Source organism: Erythrobacter sp. (genome assembly GCA_019739335.1).
Taxonomy (GTDB): domain Bacteria; phylum Pseudomonadota; class Alphaproteobacteria; order Sphingomonadales; family Sphingomonadaceae; genus Alteraurantiacibacter.
Window position 1 is genome coordinate 481239 of record CP073261.1, and the last position, 26537, is coordinate 507775.

Annotated in this window: 20 protein-coding genes, 1 tRNA gene and 1 pseudogene; 17 read left to right on the top strand and 5 right to left on the bottom strand. The window is 60.1% G+C overall.

Features of this window, described 5'->3' with window-relative positions; genetic code table 11:
* Nucleotides 1–55 precede the first annotated feature (55 nt).
* Together JY451_02390 and JY451_02395 are read right to left on the bottom strand one after the other, a co-directional pair.
* On the bottom strand, nt 56–907 hold the full coding sequence (locus tag JY451_02390; protein ID QZH75486.1) for an arginyltransferase: 852 nt from the start codon (nt 905–907) through the stop codon (nt 56–58).
* A gap of 187 nt (nt 908–1094) precedes the next feature.
* Nucleotides 1095–2315 (bottom strand): threonine ammonia-lyase, encoded by a 1221-nt coding sequence (locus tag JY451_02395; protein QZH75487.1) that lies wholly within the window; start codon nt 2313–2315, stop codon nt 1095–1097.
* A 103-nt stretch (nt 2316–2418) separates the two neighbouring features.
* Between JY451_02395 and JY451_02400 the strand changes: the two genes are divergently transcribed.
* The 5 genes from JY451_02400 to JY451_02420 all read left to right on the top strand — a co-directional run bounded on the left by JY451_02400 (nt 2419) and on the right by JY451_02420 (nt 8654).
* Nucleotides 2419–3318 carry an NAD(P)-dependent oxidoreductase gene (locus tag JY451_02400; protein ID QZH75488.1) on the top strand — a complete coding sequence of 300 codons (900 nt, stop codon included), beginning with the start codon at nt 2419–2421 and terminating at the stop codon, nt 3316–3318.
* Nucleotides 3319–3322: 4 nt separating this feature from the next.
* On the top strand, nt 3323–5023 hold the full coding sequence (locus tag JY451_02405) for an amidohydrolase (GenBank protein ID QZH75489.1): 1701 nt from the start codon (nt 3323–3325) through the stop codon (nt 5021–5023).
* Between the two features lie 172 nt (nt 5024–5195).
* Entirely contained in the window at nt 5196–6374 is a 1179-nt protein-coding gene (locus tag JY451_02410) for a sensor histidine kinase (GenBank protein ID QZH75490.1), read from the top strand.
* A gap of 171 nt (nt 6375–6545) precedes the next feature.
* Entirely contained in the window at nt 6546–7676 is a 1131-nt protein-coding gene (locus JY451_02415) for a PAS domain-containing sensor histidine kinase (GenBank protein QZH75491.1), read from the top strand.
* 306 nt (nt 7677–7982) lie between these two features.
* The gene (locus JY451_02420) at nt 7983–8654 is read left to right on the top strand and encodes a response regulator transcription factor (protein QZH75492.1); all 672 of its coding nucleotides are present in this window, start codon (nt 7983–7985) and stop codon (nt 8652–8654) included.
* Between the two features lie 790 nt (nt 8655–9444).
* Here JY451_02420 and JY451_02425 read toward each other — a convergent pair.
* Together JY451_02425 and JY451_02430 are read right to left on the bottom strand one after the other, a co-directional pair.
* Nucleotides 9445–9969, bottom strand: a pseudogene (locus tag JY451_02425) (DDE-type integrase/transposase/recombinase).
* Nucleotides 9970–10032: 63 nt separating this feature from the next.
* Nucleotides 10033–10734 carry an IS6 family transposase gene (locus tag JY451_02430; protein QZH76514.1) on the bottom strand — a complete coding sequence of 234 codons (702 nt, stop codon included), beginning with the start codon at nt 10732–10734 and terminating at the stop codon, nt 10033–10035.
* A gap of 406 nt (nt 10735–11140) precedes the next feature.
* On the opposite strand from JY451_02430, the gene JY451_02435 reads away from it, so the two are divergent.
* From JY451_02435 to JY451_02475, 9 genes are all read left to right on the top strand, one after another.
* Nucleotides 11141–14308, top strand: coding sequence for a TonB-dependent receptor (locus tag JY451_02435; protein QZH75493.1), 3168 nt, complete (start codon nt 11141–11143; stop codon nt 14306–14308).
* 90 nt (nt 14309–14398) lie between these two features.
* Entirely contained in the window at nt 14399–15184 is a 786-nt protein-coding gene (locus JY451_02440; GenBank protein ID QZH75494.1) for a hypothetical protein, read from the top strand.
* 20 nt (nt 15185–15204) lie between these two features.
* The gene (locus tag JY451_02445) at nt 15205–16788 is read left to right on the top strand and encodes a sulfotransferase (protein ID QZH75495.1); all 1584 of its coding nucleotides are present in this window, start codon (nt 15205–15207) and stop codon (nt 16786–16788) included.
* A 637-nt stretch (nt 16789–17425) separates the two neighbouring features.
* Nucleotides 17426–18622 (top strand): MFS transporter, encoded by a 1197-nt coding sequence (locus JY451_02450; GenBank protein ID QZH76515.1) that lies wholly within the window; start codon nt 17426–17428, stop codon nt 18620–18622.
* Nucleotides 18623–18748: 126 nt separating this feature from the next.
* Nucleotides 18749–20692 carry a BCCT family transporter gene (locus JY451_02455; GenBank protein QZH76516.1) on the top strand — a complete coding sequence of 648 codons (1944 nt, stop codon included), beginning with the start codon at nt 18749–18751 and terminating at the stop codon, nt 20690–20692.
* Nucleotides 20689–21198, top strand: a complete 510-nt coding sequence (locus tag JY451_02460; GenBank protein QZH75496.1) for a hypothetical protein — start codon at nt 20689–20691, stop codon at nt 21196–21198. The genes JY451_02455 and JY451_02460 overlap by 4 nt, the downstream gene beginning before the upstream one ends.
* A gap of 517 nt (nt 21199–21715) precedes the next feature.
* Nucleotides 21716–22033, top strand: coding sequence for a DUF3489 domain-containing protein (locus JY451_02465; protein QZH75497.1), 318 nt, complete (start codon nt 21716–21718; stop codon nt 22031–22033).
* Nucleotides 22030–22491, top strand: coding sequence for a DUF2924 domain-containing protein (locus JY451_02470; protein ID QZH75498.1), 462 nt, complete (start codon nt 22030–22032; stop codon nt 22489–22491). Before JY451_02465 ends, JY451_02470 begins: the two co-directional genes overlap by 4 nt.
* Nucleotides 22491–24095, top strand: coding sequence for a recombinase family protein (locus tag JY451_02475; protein ID QZH75499.1), 1605 nt, complete (start codon nt 22491–22493; stop codon nt 24093–24095). The genes JY451_02470 and JY451_02475 overlap by 1 nt, the downstream gene beginning before the upstream one ends.
* Nucleotides 24096–24467: 372 nt before the next feature.
* Here JY451_02475 and JY451_02480 read toward each other — a convergent pair.
* Nucleotides 24468–24558 (bottom strand) — tRNA-Ser (locus JY451_02480).
* Between the two features lie 90 nt (nt 24559–24648).
* On the opposite strand from JY451_02480, the gene JY451_02485 reads away from it, so the two are divergent.
* From JY451_02485 to JY451_02495, 3 genes are all read left to right on the top strand, one after another.
* Nucleotides 24649–25053, top strand: coding sequence for a metallopeptidase family protein (locus JY451_02485; GenBank protein ID QZH75500.1), 405 nt, complete (start codon nt 24649–24651; stop codon nt 25051–25053).
* 176 nt (nt 25054–25229) lie between these two features.
* Nucleotides 25230–26216: a peptidylprolyl isomerase gene (locus JY451_02490; GenBank protein ID QZH75501.1), complete on the top strand. Its 987-nt coding sequence runs from the start codon at nt 25230–25232 to the stop codon at nt 26214–26216.
* Entirely contained in the window at nt 26213–26533 is a 321-nt protein-coding gene (locus tag JY451_02495; GenBank protein QZH75502.1) for a DUF1905 domain-containing protein, read from the top strand. The genes JY451_02490 and JY451_02495 overlap by 4 nt, the downstream gene beginning before the upstream one ends.
* Nucleotides 26534–26537: the final 4 nt, after the last annotated feature.

Sequence of the window (26537 nt, forward strand, 5' to 3'; positions counted from 1 at the left end):
CAACACCAGGGCCGCCGCCAGCGCGGTGGCAGTCGGTCTCGTCATGCAGAAGCGTTCAGGCGAGCTTGTATTCGCGCTGCAGGCCCGGCGTGTTGTCTTTCGATCCGCCATCGGGTGCGCGTTCCCTTGATCCGCCCCCGGAAGTAACCCGCCCGATAAGGGCATCCTGCTCGGCATCGGACATCCGCCGCCAGCCATCAGGACCGAGCCGTTCCATCGGCCGGAAACGGATCTTGTATTGCATCCGCTCCGATCCATCGACCCAGTAGCCGAGATAGACGTAAGGAAGGCCCGCGCGCGCGGCACGGCGAACATGGTCGAGAATGACGTAAGTCCCAAGTCCGCTGCGATCCTCGTGCTCCGGGTCATAGAAGCTGTAAATCATCGACAACCCGTCACCTTGACGGTCCATCAGGCAGGCGGCGACCAATCGCCCAACTCCCCCATCGCAAGAAGGTTCCCTGTATTCAATGACAAAGCTGGATACGCTGGTGTGTTCCACCATGTCCGCATAGTCGACCTCGTCCATCGCCGCCATGCCGCCGCCGGGATGACGATGTTCGAGATAGCGTTGCAGCAATTCGAACTGCTCCGCCGTGGCCCATGGGCGGCACTCGCTGGTGACGAGATCGGAATTGCGCTTCAGATTGCGCTTCTGTGAGGACGAGGCGCGGAAATCGAATGCCGCGATCCGCACCGATACGCAGGCACGGCAATCGGCGCAGCTTGGGCGATAGGCCACTGTCTGGCTTCGGCGAAAGCCGATCCGCCCTAGGGCATCGTTCAACTGGTCGGCATGCGGCCCCTTCAACTCGGTGAACACCTTGCGCTCGGTCTTGCCTGCCAGATAGGGGCACGGCGCGGGGCTCGTCACGAAAAAGCGGGGGAAGCGTACGGGTGCCGTCACAGTTCTGGCGGTCCTCTTTCCCCTTGCGGGGTCCAGTGTTTCTCCTCGCACCGGCTGATGCAGGTCACGAACCCGCGTTGTGGACGCAGGATTCGTTCGTTGAAACCATGTTAACCACAAATTGCGGCCTGTGCAGGGAAAATTTCCACAGTGGCCGCGCAGAAGCCGACAAACGGCCCGGAACGGGTCAGTTCAGTTCAACCGAGCTAACCTGATATCCCTTGTCGACGAGCGCTTGCACCAGGGCTTCGAGCTGCTGCCGATCGCGCGCTTCGCACTCGATGTCAGTCACCAGACCCTTGGCGGGCAGATTGGTGAAGATGCGCTGGTGGTAGATCTCGATGATATTCACATTGTGCGCGTCGAATTCGCGCATCACCTTGAACAGCGCGCCGGGGCGATCCTGCAAGGTGATCTGCAATCGGGCCAGCCGTCCCGAACGGGCGAGATCGCGCAGCAGCACATTGGCGAGAAGCCGGGTATCGATATTCCCCCCACACAGCACGAGCCCGATTTTCTTGCCCTTGAAGCGTTCGGGGTGCGAAAGCACCGCCGCCAGCCCAGCGGCGCCCGCACCTTCCACCACAGTCTTTTCGATCTGCAACAGCAGGCTGACCGCTTCTTCCAGCGCCGGTTCGTCGACCAGGACGATGTCGTCCACCAGCTTGTCGATTACCGCCTGGGTAAACTTCCCCGGTTCCTTCACCGCGATGCCCTCGGCCAGGGTATCGCCGCCGCTCGGCAGGTCCTCGCCCTTGTAGGCATTGTACGAAGAGGGGAACAGCCGCGCTTCCACGCCGATCACTTCCACCGGCGGTTGGCGGTCCTTGGCCACCGTCGCCATGCCCGAAATCAGGCCGCCGCCGCCGATTGGCACGACAATGCAATCGAGATCGGGCGCATCCTCGAACAGTTCGAGCGCCACGGTGCCCTGCCCTGCCGCAACGTGCGGATCGTCGAACGGATGGACGAAGGTGAGGCCGAGTTCCTTCTCCAGCTGGCGCGCATGTTCCTGTGCTTCGTCGAAAGTCTCGCCGTGCAGCACCACGTTGCCGCCCACCGCCTCGGTCTGCATCACTTTCACCACCGGGGTGGTGCGCGGCATGACGATGGTGACGGGAACGCCCAGCCGCCGCCCGTGATAGCTCAGCCCCTGCGAATGGTTGCCCGCCGAGGCCGCAATCACTCCGCGCGCGCGTTGCTCGTCGGTTAGTTGCAACAGTGCATTGAGCGCGCCGCGCTCCTTGTAGGCGGCGGTGAACTGGTGGTTTTCGAATTTCAGCCAGATCTGCGCCCCGGTGATCTTGGACAGCGTCTGCGAATGCAGCGTTGGCGTGCGCACCACTGCGCCTTCGATGCGCTTGGCGGCGGCGTGGACATCGGCGATAGTCAAAGTGGGCTGGCTCATGGGCTGAAGCGCCTAGCGGGACTACGGCACAAGGGGAAGTGGTGGCGCCCTTTCAACTGACAAAGATTGCCTTGGGGAAGCTGACAGGGCAGTGCTGGCGGCCATGAGCACAACAGCATTGAATGTCGCGTTTCTGGGCCTTGGCGTGATGGGCGCGCCAATGGCTGGCCACCTCGCCCGCGCCGGGCACCACGTCACCGGATACAACCGCACTTTCTCGCGCGCGCAGGCATGGCAGGCGAAACTGGCGGCAGAAGGGCTGGAAGTGGCCGTGGCCGCTACTCCTGCCGAGGCCGTGGCAAACAAGGACGTCGTTTTCGCATGTCTCGGCAATGACGATGATCTTGCCGGCGTGATGCTGGGCGCGGACGGCGCTCTGGCGGCCATGCGCAGTGGCGCTTGCTTTGTCGATCACACGACGGTCTCCCCTGCCATTGCCCGCCGCATCGCGGAGAAGTGCGAAACTATCAGCCTGCTCGCCGTCGATGCCCCGGTTTCGGGTGGACAGGCGGGCGCGGAGAACGGCAAGCTCGCCATCATGTGCGGCGGATCGGATGCGGCGATGGCGGCGGCGACGCCGGTGATGCAGGCCTATGCTGCGCGGATTGTCCATATCGGCGGCCCCGGCGGGGGGCAGGCGTGCAAGGCGGTCAACCAGGTGTGCATCGCGGGCGTACTGGCAGGCCTTTCCGAAGGCGTGCGGCTGGCGCAGGCGAGCGGGGTCGATCCCGACAGGGTATTGGAAGCCATCAGCGGCGGCGCGGCGCAGAGCTGGCAGATGGTCAACCGCTGGCCGACCATGGTCCGGGGTGAATTCGATTTCGGCTTTGCTATCGACTGGATGCGCAAGGATCTGGCGATCGCGCTGGGCGAGGCGAAAGCGGGCGGCATTTCGCTTCCCGTCACCGCGCTGGTCGACCAGTTTTACGCACAAGTGCAGGCCGCAGGCGGATCGCGGCAGGATACCAGCGCACTGATCCGCCATTTGCCGGAGGTGAAATAGTTCGATGATTGCCCGTTTGTTGAGCGCCGTGGCGCTGCTTGCCCTCCCCACCCCCGCACTCGCCGATACCTGGATCGACAATGTCGAAGGCATCTCGGTAGGCCGCGATGGTAGCGTCGATCGCTTCTCCGGACTGGTCGTGGACGAGGACGGGCGGATCACCGAACTGCTCGATTTCGGGGATCGGCCCACACGCCAGATCGATTACCGGGTGGATGGCGAAGGCCGGGTGATGGTGCCCGGGTTCATCGATGCCCATGCGCACCTGATGGGCCTCGGCCTAGGTACGCTGGTGCTCGACCTGTCGGGCGTGCAATCGCTGGACGAGGCTCTGGGCCGGGTCGCCGCCTATGCCGCTGCCAATCCCGAACGATCGTGGATCCTCGGGCGCGGGTGGAACCAGGAACTGTGGGGCACGGGCTTCCCCACTGCCGCCGATCTCGACGCGGTGGTCGCCGACCGTCCGGTCTGGCTCGAACGGGTGGACGGCCACGCGGGCTGGGCCAATTCCCTGGCGCTGGCGGCGGGCAATGTCACCGCGCGCTCCGCCGATCCCGAAGGCGGGCGGATCGAACGGCTGCCCGGTTCGCGCGCTCCGGCTGGGGTGCTGGTCGATTCCGCGCAGGCACTGATCTCGACGCAAATCCCCCCACCGCTGCCCGAAGACCGCGACATGGCGCTCTACAATGCGCAGAACCTGCTGCTCGCCAACGGCGTCACGGCGATGGCGGACATGGGCACCACTATCGACGACTGGATGACGATCCGCCGCGCCGGCGATGCCGGATGGCTGCAAGTGCGGGTGATGGCCTATGCCGATTCAGTGCCGACCATGCTCACCATCGGCGGGCCGGGGCCGACGCAATGGCTCTATGAGGACCGGCTGCGGCTGAACGGGGTGAAGCTCTATCTCGACGGCGCGCTGGGATCGCGCGGGGCGCTGCTGAAGGAAGATTACGCCGACGATCACGGCAATCGCGGGCTGCCGCTGCTCAACGGCACGCAGTTGCGCAACCTGATGAGCCGCGCTGCGCTCGACAATTTCCAGGTCGCCGTTCACGCGATCGGCGATGCGGCCAATGCCGAAATCCTCTATGCGATCGACGAGCTTTCCGCCGATTATTCGGGCGACCGGCGCTGGCGGATCGAGCACGCGCAGGTGGTCGATCCCGCCGATATCGCGCTGTTCGGCCAGCATGGCATCATCGCCTCGATGCAGCCCGTTCACCAGACCAGCGACCGGCTGATGGCCGAAGCGCGGCTGGGCGCAGAGCGGCTCGACGGTGCCTATGCCTGGCGCACGCTGATGGATCAGGGCGCCGTGCTAGCCTTCGGCACCGACGCGCCGGTGGAGCAGATCGACCCGCTGGCGGGACTGGCCACGGCGATCAGCCGCATCGACGCCTCCGGTCAACCTGTGGGCGGCTGGCTTCCGGAGGAGGTGATCAGCCGCGAACAGGCGCTCGCCGCCTACACCGCCAATGCCGCCTATGCCGGATTTGCGGAGGGCCGCTTCGGGCGGCTGGCACCGGGCGAACGGGCCGATTTCGTCTTTCTTTCCGCCGATCCGCTGGAAGCGGGGCCAGAGCAAATCCGCCAGATCCGCGTGCTGGAAACCTGGATCGCAGGTCAATTGGTTTATGATTCTGATGCCGGGAGCGCGCTGATCGAAGGGCCAACTGCGAGCGGTGAAGCAGGCCGCTAATCGGGCTGCAATGGAAGTGATTGGATGCCAGTCCGACCTTGACGGGCGAGCGGTCCACCTAAGGCGCTTTCGGCTGCCTTCCCGTTTAATCGCGCCTTGACGTACATCAACGTAATGCCCTCCACACGAAACTATGCAAAGATAGAACCACCGGGGTCGTAAAGGGCAAGAAATGAAAGACGTGGAGAAGCTTCCCCGCGAGGACTCCGGCTCCAGCCAGTCCTGTGCCGGTTCAGCAAACTACATCAAAAAGATGTACGAGCGGACCTCCCAAATGGGGCGGATAGGCGTCTGGGAATGCGATCTCGCTTCCGAGGAACTCTCATGGACTGACATGGTATACGATCTGTTCGGTTTTCCCAGGCAGTCGCGTGTGAGCCGCGCGGCAACTCTCGCTTGTTACGAGCCCCAATCCCGCCGTGAAATGGAGGAGCTTCGCGCACAGGCAATTGCAAACTGCTCCAACTTCACTGTCGATACAGCGATACGGACGCAGCAGGGCGAGCTCCGCTGGATCAGGATAACAGGGGATGTCGAACAACAAGATGGCAAGCCGGTTCGTATCTTCGGCACGAAGCAGGACATCACACGCGAGAAGACTGCCCAATTGGAATTGCAGGAGCTCCAGGCAAAACTCGTCCATCTCTCGCACCAGAGCGCCGTAAACGCCATGGGCTCCACCTTGGCGCACGAGCTGAACCAGCCGCTGGCTGCCATCATCGCCTACGCGGCAGCATTGCAGAACAAGCTCGCACGAGAGAAAGACGCTCATGACGATGAGTTTCAAATTCTCGAAGGAATTCAATCCTGTTCCCTGAAAGCCGGGGTCATCCTGCGTGAGCTGTACAAATCTTGCAACCCGCCGACACAAGACAATGAAATGTTCGACCTCGAAAACGAAGTGCGGCTCGCATGCGCGATTGCTTTGCCCGGCGATCAGGAAGAACCACTGGTCAATTATGCTTTCTGCGAAGGTTTGTGCGCGAGCGGGGATCCTGTTCAGTTCCGTCAGGTTGTCATCAACCTGATCCGCAACGCGCGTGACGCGATGACGAATTCATCAAAGAGGGAAATCCTCATTTCCACAGCGCAAGCGGATGGTTTCGCGGAAGTAACGGTTTGCGACACCGGCAGCGGGATTCCAGACGAGGTTACCGATTCCCTGTTTAATGCCTTCGTTTCAACCAAGGCCGGTTCCACCGGACTGGGTCTTGCAATAAGTCGCACGATCGTCGAAGCGTTTGCCGGGAAACTGACTGCTGCAAACGATATTGGCGGAGGAGCCAAGTTCCGTTTCACTGTTCCGGTTGCCCAGCCACGGGATTACTCCGGCTACCGCGTCGGCCAGTAGAGCCTCCCACACGATCAACCGTGTAAAATTGCGGGTTCTGCGTAGGTGTCCGATGGGGTATCAAGGCGGGCACGGCAATGCGATGGCCCTCAGAGCCCCACCCACAAGGCATTCGCGACAAATGAACCCTTTTGATCCTGCGGGATTTATGCATCCCCAAAAGAGAAATGCATGACTGCGGAGCTTACCGGCGAACAAGCCCTTCCTCCAAAAGATCTGGAGAATCTTCGGCAGCCGCTCGAAGCGCTCTATGAAAATGCTCCCGGCTTCATCGCTACCTCGTCAGGCCCGGACCACGTTTTCACCTTTGCCAATGCATCCTATCGGCGCTTTGTCGGAAGGGATCAGCTATTGGGGCGTAGCGTGGCGGAAGCCATGCCCGAACTGGTCGAACAAGGTGTGATATCCATCATCGATGAAGTTTATCGCACAGGTGAGCCATTCGTGGGAAACAGCATGCCGCTGATGGTGCTCAATGCTGAAAGTGGTGCTGTCGAACCGCGCTACATCGATGTCGTGTATCAGCCGATCCGAAGCTCGACGGGCGAGGTTTGCGGGCTTTTTTGCGAAGGGTACGACGTTACCGACAAACACGAGGCACAGGAAACGATCGCTGCCCTGCAAGCGCAGATGATCCACGTGTCGCGCGTAAACGCCATGGGAACTATGGCCGCCACGCTGGCGCATGAACTCAACCAGCCATTGTGCGCGATCGGCAACTATATCTCAGGCACCAAGCTCAACGACAACACCGAGTATCCTGTAAGTCGCTATATCGAAGCCCTTGAAGGGATAGATGCGGCATCACGTCGAGCGGCCGGAATCATTGCCCACCTGCGCGAACTCACCAAGCGGCGTGAACCCGACAATGGGGTATTCGATCTGAAACGCTCGATGGACGAGTGTATCCGCCTCGTTCGCGCATCCACTTCCCGGGATATACGGTTTCTCGATCAGATCTCCGCCGGGCTGACGACCAAGGCCGATCAGGTGCAGATTCAACAGGTCATCATCAATTTGCTCATGAATGCCTGCGAAGCGATGCAAGGTGAAGGAATAGTCACGGCTCGCGCGTGGGAGGAAAGTGGCTTGCTCATCGTCAGCATTGCCGACACCGGCCCCGGGGTGGAAGCGGAAGCGGCGGAGATGCTTTTCACCTGGTCGGCATCCACCAAGGAAGAAGGTATGGGACTGGGGCTGGCAATTTGCCGTACGATCCTGGATTTGCATCGCGGCAAGATCTGGTTGGAACACAGCAGTTCCAGCGGAGCCGAATTCCGTTTTTCCCTACCCATGATATAGGCGGCGAGAGCAAAGCGGCTTGTTTCGTGACCAAGTACGGACATGACGTTGCTGGCAGAAATGCCTCGGACCAATGGATGGGAGGCACGGTTCCTTGCCGCTTCTCAGGGCACTGTCACCGATGGCTCGATTACTAGCGTCAATGCATTTTTTCGACCCTGCCCTTGGTGACCGAAAGGGCAGGCCCCTAAAAGCTACTGGTGCCACGCGCTCTTGTGCTTTAGTGACGGTATTGCGCACACATTTGTTAACTAAGATAAAATTTCCTGGCTGCCCTCCACCGGCTGGAAATTCTGGGAGATTGCCATGGAAGCCGAAGCAATCGAAGCGCCGCTCCGCGGACGCACAGAGGAACGCCAAGTCTACGTTATCGACGACGACCGGGACGTACGCAAGTCGCTCCACTTCCTGCTCGGATCGATGTCCATCACCGCATGGCCATTTGCAGGCGCGAAGGATTTCATGGAGCAGCTGCCCGAACTCGCCCCGGCACCGATCCTTATCGACATACGCATGCCCGACATCGATGGAATCCAACTTCTCGAAATGCTTTCCGAGCGTGAGAATTCCTGGCCGGTGATCATCATGACAGCACATGGCGATGTCTCGATCGCAGTGCGAGCGATGAAGCTGGGGGCAATAGAGTTCCTTGAAAAGCCATTCGGTCCGGAAGAACTGCAAGCGGCGCTGAAAGATGCTTACGGTGTCCTCAGGAAAACAGAGGCCATGCTTCGCGTGCGGGAAGATGCACGTAGCCTGTTCAACAAGCTCACCAATCGTGAATACGAGGTTATCGGTCACCTGATGCGGGGAGATTCCAACAAGGATGTCGCACATCGACTGGGGCTTAGCGTGCGCACCGTCGAACTCCACCGGGGCAGCGCGCTGGCAAAGTTGCACGTAAAGAAGATGGCGGAGGTGATGACGCTGGCCAAGGTCGCCGAGCTTCCCGAGGGTAAGCCGGAAGATATCAGATAGCGAGGCTATTCCTCACGTCTCGAAGCGCTATTTCCCAGCCGATGACCGGCGCGTGCCCGACCTCGTCAGAGCCACCGCTCTCGAACTCCTGCTGGCGCAAATAGCGACCTGCCGTTCCGACGACGAGAGCGGGCGATGCGGCGATTTCGGCAGATGAAGTCGCTACAGAAGTTCCCCTCGGACCACGCCAACGTCCATAATCACTTCAACCTCGAACGCCACCTGATCGACAGAGAGAGCTACAAGCCCGCCGCTCGGTCGCCCTGGCCGAGTGGCAGACCCTCGCCGCATAAACCGCGCCGGGGTAGAGGAGGGCTTCGCCAATCGGAGACGAATTGCGGTTAGACTGACAGCACCGCTCGCGGGCGTCGAAATCGTCGCCACCTATAAGCTTTTTAACGTTAATCGCACGCAACTCGACAACATGATTCACAAATTCTTCGCCCCTGCCGCGCTCGATCTTACTATCCACCATCGCTTCGGTAACCCGGTCAAACCTCGCGAGTGATTCCTCGTGCCCTTAAGCGCAATCGATGAGGCCGTAGAGCGCATCCGCGACAGTTCGATCACGGAGTATCGACACGACAAGAATTGGGCGTGTTGTGCGAGCGTGATGTGGCGATCAAACCCCTACCACGGCTAGCAGTATGCCAATTTTAGGGGGGGCGGTTTAGGGACCGACTTCCCCAGCCGGGAAACAAATGAGTAAATACAACAGATTTTGGCGGTGCTGCCAGTCCAACTGCAACTCGTCTCCGATTGGAACAGTCCTCCCCTTCACCGGCGCGGGTTATGCCGCGAGGGTCTGCCACTCGGCCAGTGCGGCCGAGCGGCGGTTCTTGTAGGTCTCTCTGTCGATCAGGTGGCGTTCGAGGTTGAAGTGGTTTTGGACGTTGGCGTGGACCGAGGCGAACTTCGGTAAGCTCTTCTTTTGTCGGAACCTGAGCATCGCCCGTTCCCTTCGCCGGAATGGCAGGTGACTGTTCTGGACCCTGTTGTTGGCCCAGCGTCCCACCTCCTGCTTTGCGGTGTTTCCGAGCTCGGTCATCGCTGCCCTGTACGAGCGCAGGCCGTCAGTGGTGATCTCGGCAGGCGAGCCATGCCGCTTCAGCGCCTTCTTCATAAACCGGAGTGCTGCTTTCTTGTCCCTCGCCTTCGTGACGTAGTTCTTGAGGACCTCGCCCTCCTGGTCCACTGCTCGCCACAGGTAATGCATCTCGCCGTTGATCTTCACGTAGACCTCATCAAGGTGCTACTTCCCCTGGCGGAAGCCTTTCATCCGGCTCACCCGTTGGCGCCGGACATCAGCCGCAAAGGTGCTGTCAGTCTAACCGCAACTCGTCTCCGATTGGCGAGGTCGCCCCTTCCCCGGCGCGGTTTATGCCGCGAGGTTCTGCCACTCGGCCATGGCGGCCGAGCGGCGGTTCTTGTAGGTCTCTCTGTCGATCAAGTGGCGTTCGAGATTGAAGTGGTTGTGGATGTTGGCGTGTACCGAGGCGAACTTCTGTAAGCTCTTCATCTGTCGGAACCTGAGCATCGCTCGCTCCCTTCGCCGAAACGGCAGGTGGCTGTTCTCCACCCGGTTGTTGGCCCAGCGTCCCACCTCCTGCTTTGCTGTGTTTCCCAGCTCGGTCATCGCCGCTCTGTACGAGCGCAGGCCGTCTGTGGTGATCTCGGCAGGCGAACCGTGGCGTTTCAGCGCCTTCTTCATGAACCGCAGTGCGGCTTTCTTGTCGCGGGTCTTGGTGACGTAGCTCTCGAGTATCTCCCCTTCTTGGTCAACCGCCCGCCACAGGTAATGCATCTCGCCATTGATCTTCACGTAGACCTCGTCGAGGTGCCATTTCCAGTGGCGGAAGCCCTTCATCCGGCTGACCCGCTGGCGCCGGACATCAGCCGCAAACATAGGGCCGAACCTGTTCCACCAGAAACGCACCGTCTCGTGGCAAACATCGATCCCCCGCTCGAACAGCAGGTCTTCCACATTGCGCAGGCTCAGTGGAAATCGGACGTACATCAGCACCACCAGACGGATCACCTCTGGTGAGGAGTTGAAACGGCGGAATGGACTTGGCGGCAGGGCTCGAGATTTGCGTGGCATCAGTGCTGGCTAGCAGGGCACGGCGCGAGCTGCCACGTTGCTCTGACAGAGCCTCCGGTGCATTTGCTCTGACAAGGCCACTCCGGACATTCAGCAACTGGGCCGCTAGAAGACTGGCAACTTTCGGGCTTAACTCGCGGTAAGCTGCCGCTGACATACCCATCTGGAAGGTCAGGTTGCTTCACTCACTACCGGTCGACGATGAAACAAGCGCGCAGACCTGAGCGACTGAAAGCGTTCTAATTGACTATATCCGAAATGCGTTGGCGGGGCTCTATCGGGCTTCGGTTGACGGCTTTCCCACAATTTGACGCTGTTTTGCCTTGCAAATTGACCCTCCACCGGTAGGCAATGACCCATTCCGAAACCAGAAGGGGAGGGCTTGATGCCCAAGAAGGCTTCCGATTTTACGAAAGCGAACCGTTATGTCCTTTGCGCGGGCGCGGGGCTCGCTGCCATTGCACTTTCGACAGGCGCCGCTGCGCAGGATGCAGATGAACAAGATCCAACCATCGTCGAAACTCCGGAGGGAGATGTTGCTGACGCGATTGTCGTGACAGGTTCGCGCATTACTTCAGTGACGCCATTCAATAGCCCCGACCCGATTACCATCGTCAGCCCTGAAATTGCCCGCCAAGAAGGCAAGCTTGATCTTGCGAGTGCGCTGCAAAGTTCGCCGGTTGCCTCGGGTTCGACACAGATAACCTCTGCCCTGTCATCGAATTTCGTGACGAATGGCGGCCCCGGTGCACAGACTATCGATCTTCGCGGACTTGGTCCCAATCGAACGCTGGTTCTGCTCAACGGTCGCCGGGCAGGTCCCGCGGGTACACGCGGTGCCGTTTCGTCTTTCGACCTCAATGTGCTTCCATTGTCGATCGTTAACGACATCCAGATTCTGAAAACCGGCGCATCGTCCATCTACGGGTCGGACGCTATTGCGGGGGTCGTGAATATTTTCACCGGTGGCCGGGAAGACGGTCTGGCTGTCGATTTCAACGTCTCTATGCCATTTGATTCCGGGGGCGAGGAATATCGCGGTAGCATCGCTTACACGCAGAATTTCAGTCGTGGCCACATCACCATCGCGGCTGACTATTCACACACCAATGAATTGACCCGCGGTGATCGAGGCTATCTTGCCTGCCCCGAGGCTAACATTTTCGATGAGAGCGGGAACCGGTCAGACCTGATCGATCCCCGAACTGGCCAACCGCATTGTGAAGACCTGCGGTGGGGCCACATCTGGACATACAACCTTATCGACAACTTGCGTCTCGATGGCCCAGGGGGGGCAGACACGGGCACTCAGACCTCACCATTCGGCAGGACGGTTTTGCTGCAATACCAATACGCAGACGGGCCGGGCGCCGGCACGCTCGGCATTCCGGCGTATGGCTCTCCCGCTTACGCTGGCGATTTCGGGGCACCGGCAGGCTGGTTCCCGACTGGTTACGACGCTGCATCAATGGCTGTTCAGAATGCATACCACCCATTCGTTGAAGACCAGACCATTATTCCTGAAACTGATCTTTACACGGGTTACGTTGAGGGGTCGTTCGAGATAAACGACTCCGTCGAATTGTTCGGCGAGTTCCTATTCAATCGTCGCGAAACGTACCAGAACGGCTGGCGCCAATTCTGGAACTTCGGCTATACGGGCGAACTCTACGGGACCGGACCGGGAGATTCCTACAATTATTGGGCTGACGGGTTTGAGGGTGTAAATTACCTGAGTCCCACTGCAATTACTGACCAGGCGGACAACAGTCAGACTGTCGATTATTATCGCGGCGTGGCAGGCGTGCGCGGCGACTTATCAAGCAGCGGCAACTGGACGTACGAAGCCTACATCCAGTACAGCCGAAGCGATGGTCGCTATCGTGCCCAGCAGATCCTGCAGGATGCCTATGACACGGGTTATTTTCAGACCAGTTCCTGTGTCGGGCAGACAACGCCCGTTTCAGGTCGCCAGTGCATCGATATTCCGTGGGCCGATCCTGAGTTCTTACGGGGCAACCTTACCGCGGAACAGATAGCTTTCCTGTTTGACTGGGAGGAGGGCCGCACGGTTTACACCCAGTTGTCGGGTGAGGCAGTTGTCGCGGGCGAGCTGTTCGAATTACCTGCTGGTCCGATCGGTGTCGCTTTTGGTGTTGCGGCTCGCGGGGACAAAATCAATGACACTCCAGGTGAGATTACGCTTGCAGCAAATGCCTGGGGTGCCACGGCGGGTGGGATCACTGCGGGCCGAACCCTGACCACCGAGGCTTTTGCGGAATTGAATGTCCCCCTTCTCGCGGACAGACCATTCTTCGAAGACTTGACCCTCTCTCTTGCCGGACGAATGACGAATGTTCGGGCTACCCGGGCATCTGATGGTGAGTGGGCCGAAGACCGTGACAATTTCACCTACAAGCTAGGCGTAAACTGGTCCGTGACTGAATGGCTTCGTTTCCGTGGGAGCTTCGGTACATCGTTCCGTGCACCGGCGCTGTTCGAGCAGTTCCTCGCCGACGAAACAAGCTTTGTGAACCAGCGGATCGATCCGTGCATTAATTGGCAAGGGGGGCTTGCTGCAGGAACTACCTCACAGCGCGTCGCCGACAATTGCGCTGCTGACGGTATCCCCGGTGACTATGGCGGCGGCGGAATCACTGCTACGGCTTTCGCATCGGGTGGACTCGGAATTCTCGAAGCCGAGACGTCCGAAGCGTTGGTCGTGGGCATGGTCTTGACGCCCAACTTCGCGTTCCTCCCGGACACAGATATCAGCTTTGCCGTCGATTATTTCGATATCAAGGTCGATGGCGAGATTTCGCAGCTTGGGGCGGCGACGATCTTGGGCGGATGTTACAATTCGGAAGACTTTGCCAACGAACCGCTTTGCAATCTGTTTACGCGAGGCCAAAATGCGACGGCAATTTACCAGATTGACGAGATATACGACCAGTACATCAACATCGCGAGCCAGCGAAACTCGGGGATCGATGGATCACTCAACATATCACATGACCTTGGCGGCGCGGGACTTCTTACCCTGAGAGCCGAGGCGACTTGGCAGCTTGACGACGATTTCCAGTTGCTTCCGACTTCGGCCGTCGAATCTACCAATGGTGAAGCCGGGTCGCCAGAATGGGTTGGGGACATTCGTGCCACTTGGGCGCACCCGTCTGGTCTCAGCGCATTCTACGGCATCAACATCATTGCCGGAACTTCGAATGTCGAGGACTTCCTCGAAGCCACCGGTGGCGACCCTTGTCTCGATTCCTTCAATACAGACAATCCGGCCGGAGATCTGCCGATCTATGGCCGTTATTGCCCGGACCTGACGACCCCGACCACGTTCTACCATAACTTCTCCCTGACGCAGGAAATCGCCGATGGTCGCGCCGCGATAACTGCCGGGGTCAGCAACATTTTTAATACACGGCCTCCGCGGGTTTCCGTTCTGAATGGTGGACAGATCAGTTTGCTTGGCCCCGTCGTGGCGGCGTCGCAATATTCGTTCGTGGGGCGTCGCGCGTTCGTCAACGTCTCGCTGAATTTCTGATCTCAAGATAGCCAGGCAACAGACTGACAGAGTGGGGGCGGCATGGTAACATGCCGCCCCTCTTGTTAGGTCGAGCCGTGAGGAACAAGAATGCCGGAAATATTAGTTCAGCGTGACAATTTGGACGAGGCGAATACCCGTTTCGCGCAAGCGCGATTGATGCGGCCAGTCTTTCTTAACTCGATTCCCAAGAGTGGCAGCCACTTGCTGCGTAACATTCTTCGAATGTTCGTGCCCGTCGAACAGCATCATGCCGCAGATTTCATCCAATGGGGGAACCTTCAGACGCACCTCAAGGCATTTGATCCAGCCGAGCCCAGATTGAGCTGGGGGCACCTGTTCTTTTCTGACGCTTCGGCAATCGAAACGGCCCAGACCCGCCGGATACTACTTTTCCGCGACCCCTATGACTGGGTCTTGGCACGTGCCCGCTTCATCCTCTCGGAGCAGTTCCGAGGCAACATCGAGCACCTGAAGAACAATGAATTGTCAGGTGACGAACTGCTTACAATGATGATTTTTGGCTTGCCGCAGAAGTTGCCCTCATTGAACGCCATCTATGAACTCAACGCTGCTGCATGGCTCGGCGCGAAGTGCCATATAGTGAAATTCGAAGATCTCTCGCATCACGTGACAGATCTCGACAGTCCTGAAGCCGAAAAATTCTTTACATCACTGCTCGATGCTTGCAGCATTGCTATTCCCACTGACTGGGCCGAGCGCGTACGCGTCGGCTCAAATCGGCAAGAAAGCGCGACCGCACGCGAAAACCTGACCGGTGTAGGGGTTGAACTCCCCTCTAAATTGGGGGAGCGCCATCGGGCACTCGTTGACTATCAGGCTCCGGGCCTGCGCAAGTTGCTGGGATATGTATGAGTGGAGAGGCAGGCACCCCAGTGCTCAATGGGACAGTACCATCACACCCTGGGCTCTACCGCCCCAAGGAGCTTATTGCTGACGGAAAGTACGAGCTGGCGGCGCAGAGTCTGATCGAATTTTTGCGCCACAATCATGACAATCCCCAAGCCTTGGCGCTGTTGGGCGAAGCAGCAAACAGGCTGGGGGCACTAGGCCAGGCCGAGCACTTCTTACGCAAGGCGATTAAGCTTGGCGCGCGAGAATTCGACATCCGTCATATGCTTGCCTCGGTAATCAACCAACAAGCCCGACCGGCACTTGCGATCCCCATGTTCGAGGAATTGCTAGAAGAGCGACCGGATCCCAATACTCGTCTGGTTTTGGCGTCGATTTATGAAAAGACCGCTCAGCAAGATAAATCGCGCGAGATCTTTCGGGATTTGGCCGACACACATGCGAACAATCCTCAAGTTTGGATTTCCTACGGGCATAGTCTGCGCGCAGACGGGATGGTTCAGGACGCGGTCGCTGCGTACCGCCGAGCAATTGCCATAGATGACGGGTTCGGCGACGCTTGGTGGGGACTAGCGAGTATCAAGAGCCGCATCTTGGTCGATGAGGACATAGCTACGATGCGGACTGCGCTTGCGATGGCGGCAGATGACCGTCACCGGGCACCGCTTCACTTTGCTATGGCACGCGCCTTCCATGACCATGCTGAGTATGAGGAGGCATTTGCCCACTACAAAATCGGCAATCAAATTCGCGCCGCTTCGCTTAATTACAACCCTGCCGAGTTGACAGAGGAAATCCGCGAGATCGAACTCAGAATTGATCAGGCCTTTATGCGAGGCTTACCGAAGGACCCTGTGGGCGAAGGGACACCAATTTTCGTCGTCTCGCTACCCCGCTCCGGCTCGACTTTGCTTGAACAGATGCTTGGATCGCACTCGCAGATCGAGCCCGTCGGAGAGCTCCCCTACATTCCTGCCATCCTCCGGGGCTTCATGGAAATGGCGACGCGGCGTGGAAAAATGACCGTTCCTCAGGCCATAACCGCAATGTCTCCGGAACAGGCTTCCGACTTTGGGCGAGAATATCTCGAACGCGCAAACTTGCACAGGCGCTTTGGAAAGCAGCTCTTTATCGACAAACTGCCACACAACTGGAGCAATATTCTTTTCATCCGCAAGATCCTACCCCAAGCGCGTTTCATCGATATTCGTCGCTCCGGAATGGATTGCTGTTTTTCCAATTTCACCCAGTCCTTTACTAGCGCCCATCCAGCATCCTTCACGCTGGAAGACGTGGGGCGCAGTTATGTCGACAATGTTCGACTGCATACGCACCTCGATCTGGTTTCACCCGGGATGGTGCATCATATCGACTATCGCAAACTTGTTGAAAATCCCCAGGAACAGATCGGAAGCGCGCTCCAATACCTAGACATTGGATGGGAGGATGCGGTGCTCGATTTTCATAAGCTGGACCGGGTTGTGCGGACTCCCAGCAGTGAGCAAGTAAGGCGGCCTCTTAATCGGGATGGCATAGCGATCTGGAAACCCTATTCACAGTGGCTCGGTCCATTGCGTGATGCCTTAGGAAGTTTTGCAGAGGGCTAACACGATAATCCAAGGTGAACGGCGAGCCGGTTGATCCGGTTCTGCAGGTCAATGTTAGGATTTTTTGGCCGGATCTCATTCATCGACAGCGCTGGGGGTTGCAATCTGTTTTGCGCGGCTGTGACTGCGCGCTCGTCGGACTTGCGTCCGGTTTAGGAACTAGGGATTAAAGCCGCATGGGCCGTTGTTGGGGCGCATACGCGGCACCTCGCCCCGGTGGACGTCGCCGAGATTCTGGCGGGTGCGAAGGCCACTCACGCGATGTGGACGTTCCGCCCAGAGGAATAGGGGCAGTCCGGCGCCGCCTGTGCACTAACGGCAAGTTTTGGAATCGCCTCGGAGCCGACTGAACGGCTGAGATGAAGGCGCATAGCCGACCGGCAGTTTATCAACTCCGGACATTCAGCAACTGGGCCGTCTTCTGCCTGTCCGGTTTAGAACACCGAAAAAGGGGAAACAAGACGGGCGGCTAACCCGCGGTTTGGCCACGTCCGATCCCACCCTCTCTATCGTGGCGAGCTTCCGAATTCACTTTTTAGATCACCGACGTCGGAAGGGTCCCGAGGTCGCACGGGGAACGGAGTGCTTGAGGAGCGATTCAGATATTGTGCTTAGCTCCTTCATCACAACTCGCAGCATGCTTTTGGCCATCTTCATGCTTATGGCGGGCAACGGAGTCATTTCGACGCTAGTCAGCTTCCGACTGGAGAGCGCAGGAACACAGTCGGGGATCATCGGACTGGTAGCGACGTCTTATTTCATCGGCCTCACCATCGGAGCGATACGCGCTTCGCCGATTATTCGCCGCGTAGGGCATATCCGCACATTCGCTGCGGCAGTCGCCCTTCTATCAGCGAGCACCCTGGCATACACAGTTTTTCAGAATACCGGATTTTGGGCGCTGCTGCGCTTCATTGACGGACTATGCGTAGCCGTCGTCTTCGTCTGCCTCGAGAGCTGGCTCAACGAGCGAGCCGAGCCCAGCACCCGCGGATCGATCCTCGCTGCCTACATGATCTCGCTTTATGCGGGGCAGGCGCTGGGGCAGTTCCTCCTCAACCTCGACGGATCTGCCGCAGCACCTTTCATGGCATCCTCCCTGCTGGTCTCGCTATCCATTCTGCCAATCGCGCTGACTCGCCTGAAAGAACCGGCATTGGCGCAACAGGCTCTCTTTTCAGTCCGCGATCTCTACACGGCATCGCCGCTGGGAGTAGTAGGGTGCGGCATGACAGGGCTAATGCTCGGCGCCTTCTATGGCCTGGGAGCCGTATACGCGCGTCGCCTAGGGCTGGAGATGTCGGACATAGCCTTCTTCATGAGCGTGGTGATCGCCGGAGGCGTCGCGCTGCAGTGGCCAGTTGGGTGGCTTTCTGACCGTTTTGACCGGCGAGCGGTCATCGTCGCAACACTGTTAGGAGCGACAGCTGTTTGCGGCGGCTTGGCACGGCTGGCGGGGCCCGGCCCCGTGCTTCTGATCCTCGGAACTGTCTTTGGCGGACTGAGCTTTGCCCTTTATCCGCTCTGTGTGGCGCATACCAACGATCATCTTAGCGCGGATCAGCGGGTCAGCGCGAGCGGGGGTCTGGTGCTTACCTATTCGATCGGGGCTGCTGCCGGCCCCACCATGAGTGCCGGGGTAATGACGGCTGCAGGTGAAGGAGGTCTGTTCCTGTTCATCGGAGCGTGTGCCTTGCTCACGCTAGTCTTTGCGCTCTGGCGGCAGCTTCGCCGTGAGCCGGTGCCAAGCGAGTTGCAGCAGTCCTATCAGATACTGCCGCGCACCACACCTGCTGCAGCCGAGCTCGACCCGCTCCCTCGCTCGCATGATTAGCCTTGGCGGTATCTTGCAACCGAACGCCGTCCGCTGCGTTTGAAAGACAATATCAAGCGCCAGCAGGAAGATGTTTTGTCCGATACCGTTCTGAAGGAAGCCGCTCCATTAGCGGACAGCTGGCGAATTCAGGTCAATCCACCAGTCTTCTACATCTCGGCGGGACTTATCCTGCTCTTTGCAATTTTGGGCGCTGTCTTTGCGGAACCCGCAGCAATGCTGTTCACACGCGTGCAAGCGTTCATCGTCGCGGATTTTGGGTGGTTCTACGTTGCTGCAGTCGCCGGTTTCCTGGTTTTTGTTATTTATCTCATGTTTAGCCGACACGGTGAGGTGAAGCTCGGGCCTGATGAGAGCGAGCCCGATTATAGCTACCTTTCATGGTTTGCGATGTTGTTCAGCGCTGGGATGGGCATCGGCCTTGTATTCTTCGGCGTTGCGGAACCCATCCAACACTATGCCGCTCCTCCGGTCGGCGAAGGCGGCACCTTCGAGGCTGCGCGCCAAGCGATGGTTCTGACGTTCCTCCATTGGGGACTCCACGCCTGGGCCATTTACATCGTCGTGGGTCTCGCGCTGGCATATTTCTCTTTTCGTCGCGGGCTGCCATTGGCCCTGCGCTCACCGCTCTATCCGCTCATCGGGCGGCGCATCTTTGGGCCTATCGGGCACTCCGTCGACATCTTCGCAGTCATAGGAACGATGTTCGGGGTAGCCACGTCGCTCGGTTTGGGCGTTCTCCAGGTGAATGCGGGTCTTGACCACCTGTTCGGCGTCCCGGTTTCAGTGACCACGCAATTGCTCCTGATTGCAGCTATTACCGCTATCGCGACGGTGTCGGTCTTTCTGGGCCTCGACAACGGAGTAAAGCGACTGTCGGAGCTGAACATTATCCTTGCCGTCATTCTTCTCTGCTTCGTTTTGTTCGTTGGTCCAACGATATTCCTGCTCGATGCCTATCTGCAGAACATAGGTGCTTATCTGGATTCTCTCGTCCAGCGCACCTTTCGTCTCTACGCGTATGAGCCCAACCCGTGGCTTGGTAACTGGACCCTATTCTACTGGGGATGGTGGATCGCCTGGTCCCCGTTCGTCGGCATGTTCATAGCTCGGATTTCCCGCGGCCGGACGATCCGCGAGTTCATCAGCGGTGTGCTATTGGTGCCGGTGCTGTTCAGCTTCCTTTGGATGACGGTGTTCGGCAACACCGCAATCGCTCTCGACATGAGCGGAGTTGCTCCCATCGCCAAAACCGCTCTCACCAATCTTCCCGTTGCTCTGTTCGAGACGCTGGAGGCGCTACCATTCAGCGTTGTCACCTCCTTTATCGCGACGCTTCTGGTGATCACCTTCTTCGTGACTTCTGCGGATTCCGGCGCATTAGTCATGGACACGATCACATCGGGCGCTGCAGAAAATCCTCCGGTGTGGCAGCGCATCTTCTGGGCCGTGTGCGCCGGCGCGGTTGCGGGTGTGCTGCTCCTTGCCGGCGGTCTTCAGGCATTGCAGACCGCTGCCATCGCCAGCGCCTTGCCTTTTGCAGTGATCATGATCTTCATCTGCTTTGGCCTCTTGCGCGCGCTGCAGATGGAAAAGGAGGGTTCAACGATCGATCTTTCGGGCACCGGAACTGCTGCCACTGATCCCGAGCTCGGCTGGAAGCAGCGGCTGACCTCACTCATGCAGCACTTCAGCGCCGACCAGATCGCGAGCTTCATCGAAACGACAGTCAGACCTGCGCTGGAGGCCGTCGCTGATCAGATGCGCGAGAGCGGCTTCTCGCCCGAGATATCGGAGGAGGCCGACCGCCTCAACCTGAAGATTCCCCACGGCGAAAGAGGAGAATTCTCCTATGTGATCCGCTCGAGAAGTTTCCTCTCTCCAAGCTTCATCTGGCTTGAGCGGACCAGATCTTCTGACGGGGAGCAGCGCCATTTCCGCGCAATGGCACACAGTTCCGAGAGCGATCAGCCGCACGATGTGACGGGGTTTACGCGCGATCAGCTCATTAATGATCTGCTGAATCGCTACGCGCGTTTCCGCCACACTCGCCGGATGACGGGGCGATGACGAAGGTCACTACAGTCCATCTGGAGCATGCGCGCCAGATTTTCTTCGCCGAGCGGGCGCGGCGTGAGGCGATTAGGGGTAGTCTCAGCACTCCCGTCGCAGCAATTTCCTTTGCGGTATTTGCCCTGAGCACGCTTACCGTCGAGATCGATGTCCAGCGACTGGAGCAACTCTCCACCGTGGCTATTTTGCTTCTGGCGCTTTGCTCGGTGGCCGCATTGTTTGCTTCGGCTTACCAGGTGCTTATGTCGGAATGGCTGTTCGTCTATCATGAGCCGCCCCGGCTGCCGGACCTTATTTCTGAAGAAGAGTTGCAAGACAGCGAAAGGGATGCGGCGGCGAGAAGCATTCTCGCCGCAAGCTACGCCGTCGCTTATGAAGAGCAATTGAAAGGGAACGCCATGAGCGCCATTCGCCGCACTTGGGCGCTGCGATTGATCCTGCTGGCCCTTCTCCTCGAAGCCGCCGCGTTCCTCATCCTGCCCTTCCATCGCGGTGGGTTCTAGAAGTGCCAATTCTTGAAATGCTCTTCACCCGCCGACGCGAAGTTCCGCGCTTTTCAGATCTCCCTTGGCGCACCCGGCACCGCCTCGCCATAGTATGCGAAGATCTCACTCGGGCGGAGAATCAGATGGCACAAAGCCTTGGCTTAAGGACGCCGCCGCGACTCATGCTAGTCGACGAGGAAGAGGCCGTAATCCTATTGCAGACAGATCGAGCCGAAACTCTCTGATCTGTGAATGACCGCTTTCGGGGATTCCAACTCAACCGTCGAACGTCTGCGGTTGGGGCGCAAACCCGCCCTTCCCTCACCCCTAAGAGGCCAAGTTGGGACCATCCGCTGTCATTCCACCCACTAGGACTGGATCGGGGCGCGTATTCGAGCATTGCTGGTCCTGCGCCCGGCGGAGTCGGGCTTGTCCCGGTAGCGGCGGCCACCCCGGCCCCGCGCTACCGAAGGACACCATCATAACCGAGACCACCAAGAGCACCGCCACAACCATCACCCGCAAGCCGCGGCGCATGGCCCGCACCCCGCAGGTCGCCGCTGCCTCCCAGGCCGAAGCTGCAGCAACACCTGATGCTAGCGACAAGGACGCTGCTTCCGCTGCTTTTGCAACATCCTCCCCTGCACCCAAGGCGCCCTCGCGGCTCGACCAGTTGCAGGCGCTGCTGACCCGCGAGACCGGCGCCACCATTGCCGAGATGGTCGCTGCCACCGGCTGGCAGCAGCACTCGGTACGCGGGGCAATGGCGGGTGCGCTCAAGAAGCGCGGGCTGACCATTACTTCGGAGAAGCTCGACGGCACCCGCCGCTACCACGCGGAAAAGGCGGCATGAGCGCCGTGGCTACCACTGCGCGTGTCGCGGATGCTTACGAGGGCGCCCGATATGTCGACACCCGCATCGACGCACAGGTCGAAGCTCTCGAGACCATGGATCTCGAGGCACTGCGCGCGCTCTGGCGGCAGCGCTGGGGCGCCCCGCCGCCGCTGCGCTCGGCGCCGATCCTGCGGCTGCTGCTGGCGTGGCGCATCCAGTCCGCCGCACTCGGCGGGCTCGATGCCGAGACCAAGCGGATGCTTTCCCGTAGCGGCCCGGTCGAGCCCGAGGGACGGCACCTTGGCAATGGCGCCGTCCTCACCCGCCAGTGGCAGGGCCGCGAAGTGCAGGTGACAGTCGAGGAGCAGGGGTTCCGCTGGGAAGGCCAGCTGTTCCCCAGCCTGTCGGCTGCTGCCAGCGCGATTGCCGGGTCGCGCTGGAACGGGCCCCGCTTCTTCGGCCTGCGGAGCAGCTGATGGCTCCTCCCATACTCCGTTGCGCGATCTACACCCGCAAGAGCTCCGAGGAAGGGCTCGAGCAGTCATTCAACAGTCTCGATGCCCAGCGCGAGGCCTGCGCGGCCTATGTCCTGAGCCAGGCCAGCGAGGGCTGGACCCAGCTGCCCGGTCACTATGACGACGGCGGCTATTCGGGCGGCAATATCGAGCGTCCCGGGCTGCAGGCCCTGCTCGCCGACATTGCCGCAGGCAAGGTCGACATCGTGGTGGTCTACAAGATCGACCGACTGACACGCTCGCTGGCTGACTTCGCCCGCATCGTCGAGGTGTTCGAGAAGGCAGGGGTCAGCTTTGTCTCGGTGACCCAGTCGTTCAACACCACCAGCTCGATGGGGCGGCTGATGCTCAACGTGCTGCTCTCGTTCGCCCAGTTCGAGCGCGAGGTGACCGGCGAGCGCATCCGCGACAAGATTGCGGCCTCGAGGGCGAAGGGCCTGTGGATGGGCGGCAACCCGCCGCTGGGCTACGACCTGCCCAGGGCGGGATCGCGGGTGCTCGAGGTCAACGAGGAGGAAGCGGCAACAGTGCGCGCGATCTTCACCCGCTATCTCGAACTCGGCACCGTGCACGCCCTGCAGCGCGAACTGGCGCAGCAGCAGATCTTCTCGCGGCACCGGACAAGTGCCAGAGGCCGCGAGACCGGCGGCGCCCCGTTCAGCCGCGGGGCGTTGTTCCACCTGCTGCGCAACCCTGTCTACATCGGCCGGATCCGCCACAGGGACCAGCTCCACGAAGGCCAGCACTGCGGCATTGTACCGCAGGAGCTGTACGACAAGGTCCAGCAGCACCTCGATGCCAATGCCCGGCGGCATCGCTCGACCGCCACCACCCGCACCGCGAAGGCCGCGCTCTGTGGCAAGCTGTTCGACCGCGATGGCGAGCCGATGAGCCCGACCACTTCGCGCGGGCAGTCGGGCCGAGCCTATCGTTATTACGTCTCGGCCTCGCTGCAGCAGGGCATCAAGGCGAACGATGACCAGTTGCGTCGCCTGCCCGCGCCAGCGATCGAGAAGCTCGTCTGCGATGCACTTAAACGATGGCTGCCGCGGCAGGAAAGCCAACTAGCGCATCTTGCCCTTGTGCGCCTGCGCCATGACGGGCTGCTGTTCGAGCTGACCGGTGTTCGCCCGGCTGATCTCGCGACCAACCTCTCGCACGAAGAGCGCATCCTCCACGAGACCAAAGACACCGCGACCATCCTCCTCCCCCTTTCTCTCCCACTGCGCGGTGGCAAGCGCATGGTGGTGCGCGGCCAGCCACGGCAGGCCCGTCCCGATCCTGTCCTGATTGCCTCGCTGCGCAAGGCCCACGCCATGCTCGGTCGCGAGCGCGGCCAGCCGGTGCTGACCTCTTCACCGGCATCGTTCTACGACCGGGCGATCCTGCGGCTCGCCTTCCTTGCCCCCGACCTCCAGCGCGACATCCTGCGCGGGCTCCAGCCTCACCACTTCAACCTCGAGGCGATGAAGACGCTGGCCATTCCGCTCGCCTGGTCGCAGCAGCGCGAGGCGCTTCGGTGGGACCAGAACAGCGATCACGCCGCTCCCTGTTCTGCGCAATAACAAGCCTGTTATCGCCGAATAATGTCCCTGTTCGGGCGAATAATACCCCTGTTCCGTCGAATAACAGGGAAACCCCGTTTTCGCAGGCACAAGCTACGGAAAAGGCGCTATATTCTCGCGCGCAAGATCGCCAAAACCCCCGAAATCGGCCTGATTATCAGGCGAAATGCAATATTTTCCCTGCTATTCCCTGTTGAGCAGGGAAACCGCACCGATGCTCATCTCGCCAGAGACGCGCCGCGCAAAACGCCCCTGATATCGCCGAAGAGACGCCGCAGCGAACGCCGCCGTTACGCAAGTGCCTGATATTATGCCCCTGCTACGGCGACTTGTGCGGGGTAACTTCAGGCTGAGACCAGTGCCGGGGGTCGGTGGCGGAGCGGGAGGGATTCGAACCCTCGATACGCTTTTGACGTATACACACTTTCCAGGCGTGCGCCTTCGACCACTCGGCCACCGCTCCGCATTGCCTGACTGACGTATCAGAAGGCGCGCGCCTAGCGGAGGCGGAGGCTGATGACAAGCGTGTCTGTCCACCCTAAGTCTCGCGGCCATGATGCGCAAAATCGGGATCGCTCCATCGGCGGAGGAAATGACGGTGATGGCCCGCGCCGCGCTCGACCGGTTGCCGCAGCCGTTCGCGGCGCAGATGGGCGAAGTGGTGCTGCTGGTGGAGGAATGGCCGGACGAGGAGGTGCTGGCCGAATTCGGGATGGACAATCCGTTCGAGCTGACCGGGCTTTACGAAGGCCTGCCACTGATTGAACGCAGCATCGAGCATTCGGGCACGATGCCCGACCGGGTGCGGCTGTTCCGCCGCCCGATCCTCGACGAATGGGCCGAGCGCGGGGACGAGACGCTCGAGCATCTGGTGGCGCATGTGGTGATCCACGAGATCGGGCACCATTTCGGCCTGTCGGACGAGGATATGCACGCGCTGGAGGAGATGGCGGGGTAGGCTTTGGACAGGCCCACCCCCGGCCCCTCCCGCAAGCGGGAGGGGAGTAGATTCCCACTTTCGTCATTGCGAGGAGCGCAGCGACGCGGCAATCCATCTCCGGACCTTTCCGCTATTTGCCACGGCGGGAGATGGATTGCCGCGCTTCGCTCGCAATGACGAAGGATTACAATTTGATGCGCATTTTCGCCCTCGCCGCCCTGCCCTTATTGCTGGCCCTGCCGGCCACCGCGCAGGAAGCCCCCGCCCCTGTCACACCATCCTCGGTGATCGCCGCAGCCGCGCCGGAGGAATGGGTGCGCATTGCGGCTGAGGACCTGCTGGTGATGGAGCTTGCCCCCGACGCAGCGGGCCAGCCACGCACGGTGGTGATCCAGCTGATCCCGCCGCCGTTCAGCCAACCGTGGGTGGAGAACATCCGCACCCTGGCGCGGGCGCACTGGTGGGACGAGACCAGCGTCAACCGGGTGCAGGACAACTACGTGACGCAGTGGGGGGATGCGACCGAGGCGAAGCCGTTGCCGGATTCCTTGATGGACACCCAGGGCCGCCCATTCATCGCAGATTTTGAGGATTTGGATCGACCGCTCGTCGAGGAGAACCTCGAGAACGCGTACGAGGGGATGGCCGATCACCGAATTGCTTGGCTCGATGGCTATTCCGGTTTTCCTCGCACGGGCTATTACGCCGACGTCGAAGTGTGGGTTGATGGTTGGCCAATCGCTTCGGACAACGAACTGAATGTTTGGCCCATCCACTGCTACGGCTATGTGGGCGTTGGCCGCAATTATGCGCCCGACACCGGCACGGGGGCCGAGCTTTACACCATCATCGGCCAGCCGCAGCGGCATATGGATCGCAATCTGGCCGTGGTCGGGCGTGTGATCGCGGGAATGCAGCACCTCTCCAGCCTGCCGCGCGGGTCGGGTGAACTGGGGTTCTATACCGAGGAGGAAGCACACCTGCGCACCTCGATCATGTCGGTACGGCTGGGGAGCGAATTGCCCGCCCCGCCCGCATTCGAATATCTCGATACCAGTAGCCAGAGCTTTGCGCAGCTCGTTCAGGTCCGCGCCAATCGTAACGATGAATTCTACACTGTCTCGGCAGGCGGCGTCGATATTTGCTCGGTCGAGGTTCCCATCCGCCGCGTCCACCCATGAACGAGGACATAGTCAGCCACGAAGGCAAGCTGTGGAAATGGCAGGGCGATGGGGCCGCCGCGTGGCACTTCGTCACTATCGACGGCGGAGCCGGGGACACGCTCTCGGCGCTGGCCTTAATGCGCAAATTGGAGCTGGGGCGCAGCCGGGGGTTCGGTTCGCTCAAGGTGCGGGCGCGGATCGGGGAGAGCGGGTGGGCTACCTCGGTGTTTCCGGACAAGGCGCGCGGGTGGTTGCTGCCGGTGAAGGCGGCGGTCCGCAAGACCGAGGGGCTGGTGGAGGATGCAGAGGTGGAGGTGGAACTCACCCTTGTGTGAGTCC

What these genes read in the sequence shown, in the direction of transcription:
- JY451_02395 (QZH75487.1), bottom strand. Translation starts at nt 2,315, where the DNA reads ATGAGCCAGCCCACTTTGACTATCGCCGATGTCCACGCCGCCGCCAAG.
- JY451_02400 (QZH75488.1), top strand. Translation starts at nt 2,419, where the DNA reads ATGAGCACAACAGCATTGAATGTCGCGTTTCTGGGCCTTGGCGTGATG.
- JY451_02405 (QZH75489.1), top strand. Translation starts at nt 3,323, where the DNA reads ATGATTGCCCGTTTGTTGAGCGCCGTGGCGCTGCTTGCCCTCCCCACC.
- JY451_02410 (QZH75490.1), top strand. Translation starts at nt 5,196, where the DNA reads ATGAAAGACGTGGAGAAGCTTCCCCGCGAGGACTCCGGCTCCAGCCAG.
- JY451_02415 (QZH75491.1), top strand. Translation starts at nt 6,546, where the DNA reads ATGACTGCGGAGCTTACCGGCGAACAAGCCCTTCCTCCAAAAGATCTG.
- JY451_02420 (QZH75492.1), top strand. Translation starts at nt 7,983, where the DNA reads ATGGAAGCCGAAGCAATCGAAGCGCCGCTCCGCGGACGCACAGAGGAA.
- JY451_02435 (QZH75493.1), top strand. Translation starts at nt 11,141, where the DNA reads ATGCCCAAGAAGGCTTCCGATTTTACGAAAGCGAACCGTTATGTCCTT.
- JY451_02440 (QZH75494.1), top strand. Translation starts at nt 14,399, where the DNA reads ATGCCGGAAATATTAGTTCAGCGTGACAATTTGGACGAGGCGAATACC.
- JY451_02450 (QZH76515.1), top strand. Translation starts at nt 17,426, where the DNA reads ATGCTTTTGGCCATCTTCATGCTTATGGCGGGCAACGGAGTCATTTCG.
- JY451_02460 (QZH75496.1), top strand. Translation starts at nt 20,689, where the DNA reads ATGACGAAGGTCACTACAGTCCATCTGGAGCATGCGCGCCAGATTTTC.
- JY451_02465 (QZH75497.1), top strand. Translation starts at nt 21,716, where the DNA reads ATGGCCCGCACCCCGCAGGTCGCCGCTGCCTCCCAGGCCGAAGCTGCA.
- JY451_02470 (QZH75498.1), top strand. Translation starts at nt 22,030, where the DNA reads ATGAGCGCCGTGGCTACCACTGCGCGTGTCGCGGATGCTTACGAGGGC.
- JY451_02475 (QZH75499.1), top strand. Translation starts at nt 22,491, where the DNA reads ATGGCTCCTCCCATACTCCGTTGCGCGATCTACACCCGCAAGAGCTCC.
- JY451_02485 (QZH75500.1), top strand. Translation starts at nt 24,649, where the DNA reads ATGATGCGCAAAATCGGGATCGCTCCATCGGCGGAGGAAATGACGGTG.
- JY451_02490 (QZH75501.1), top strand. Translation starts at nt 25,230, where the DNA reads ATGCGCATTTTCGCCCTCGCCGCCCTGCCCTTATTGCTGGCCCTGCCG.
- JY451_02495 (QZH75502.1), top strand. Translation starts at nt 26,213, where the DNA reads ATGAACGAGGACATAGTCAGCCACGAAGGCAAGCTGTGGAAATGGCAG.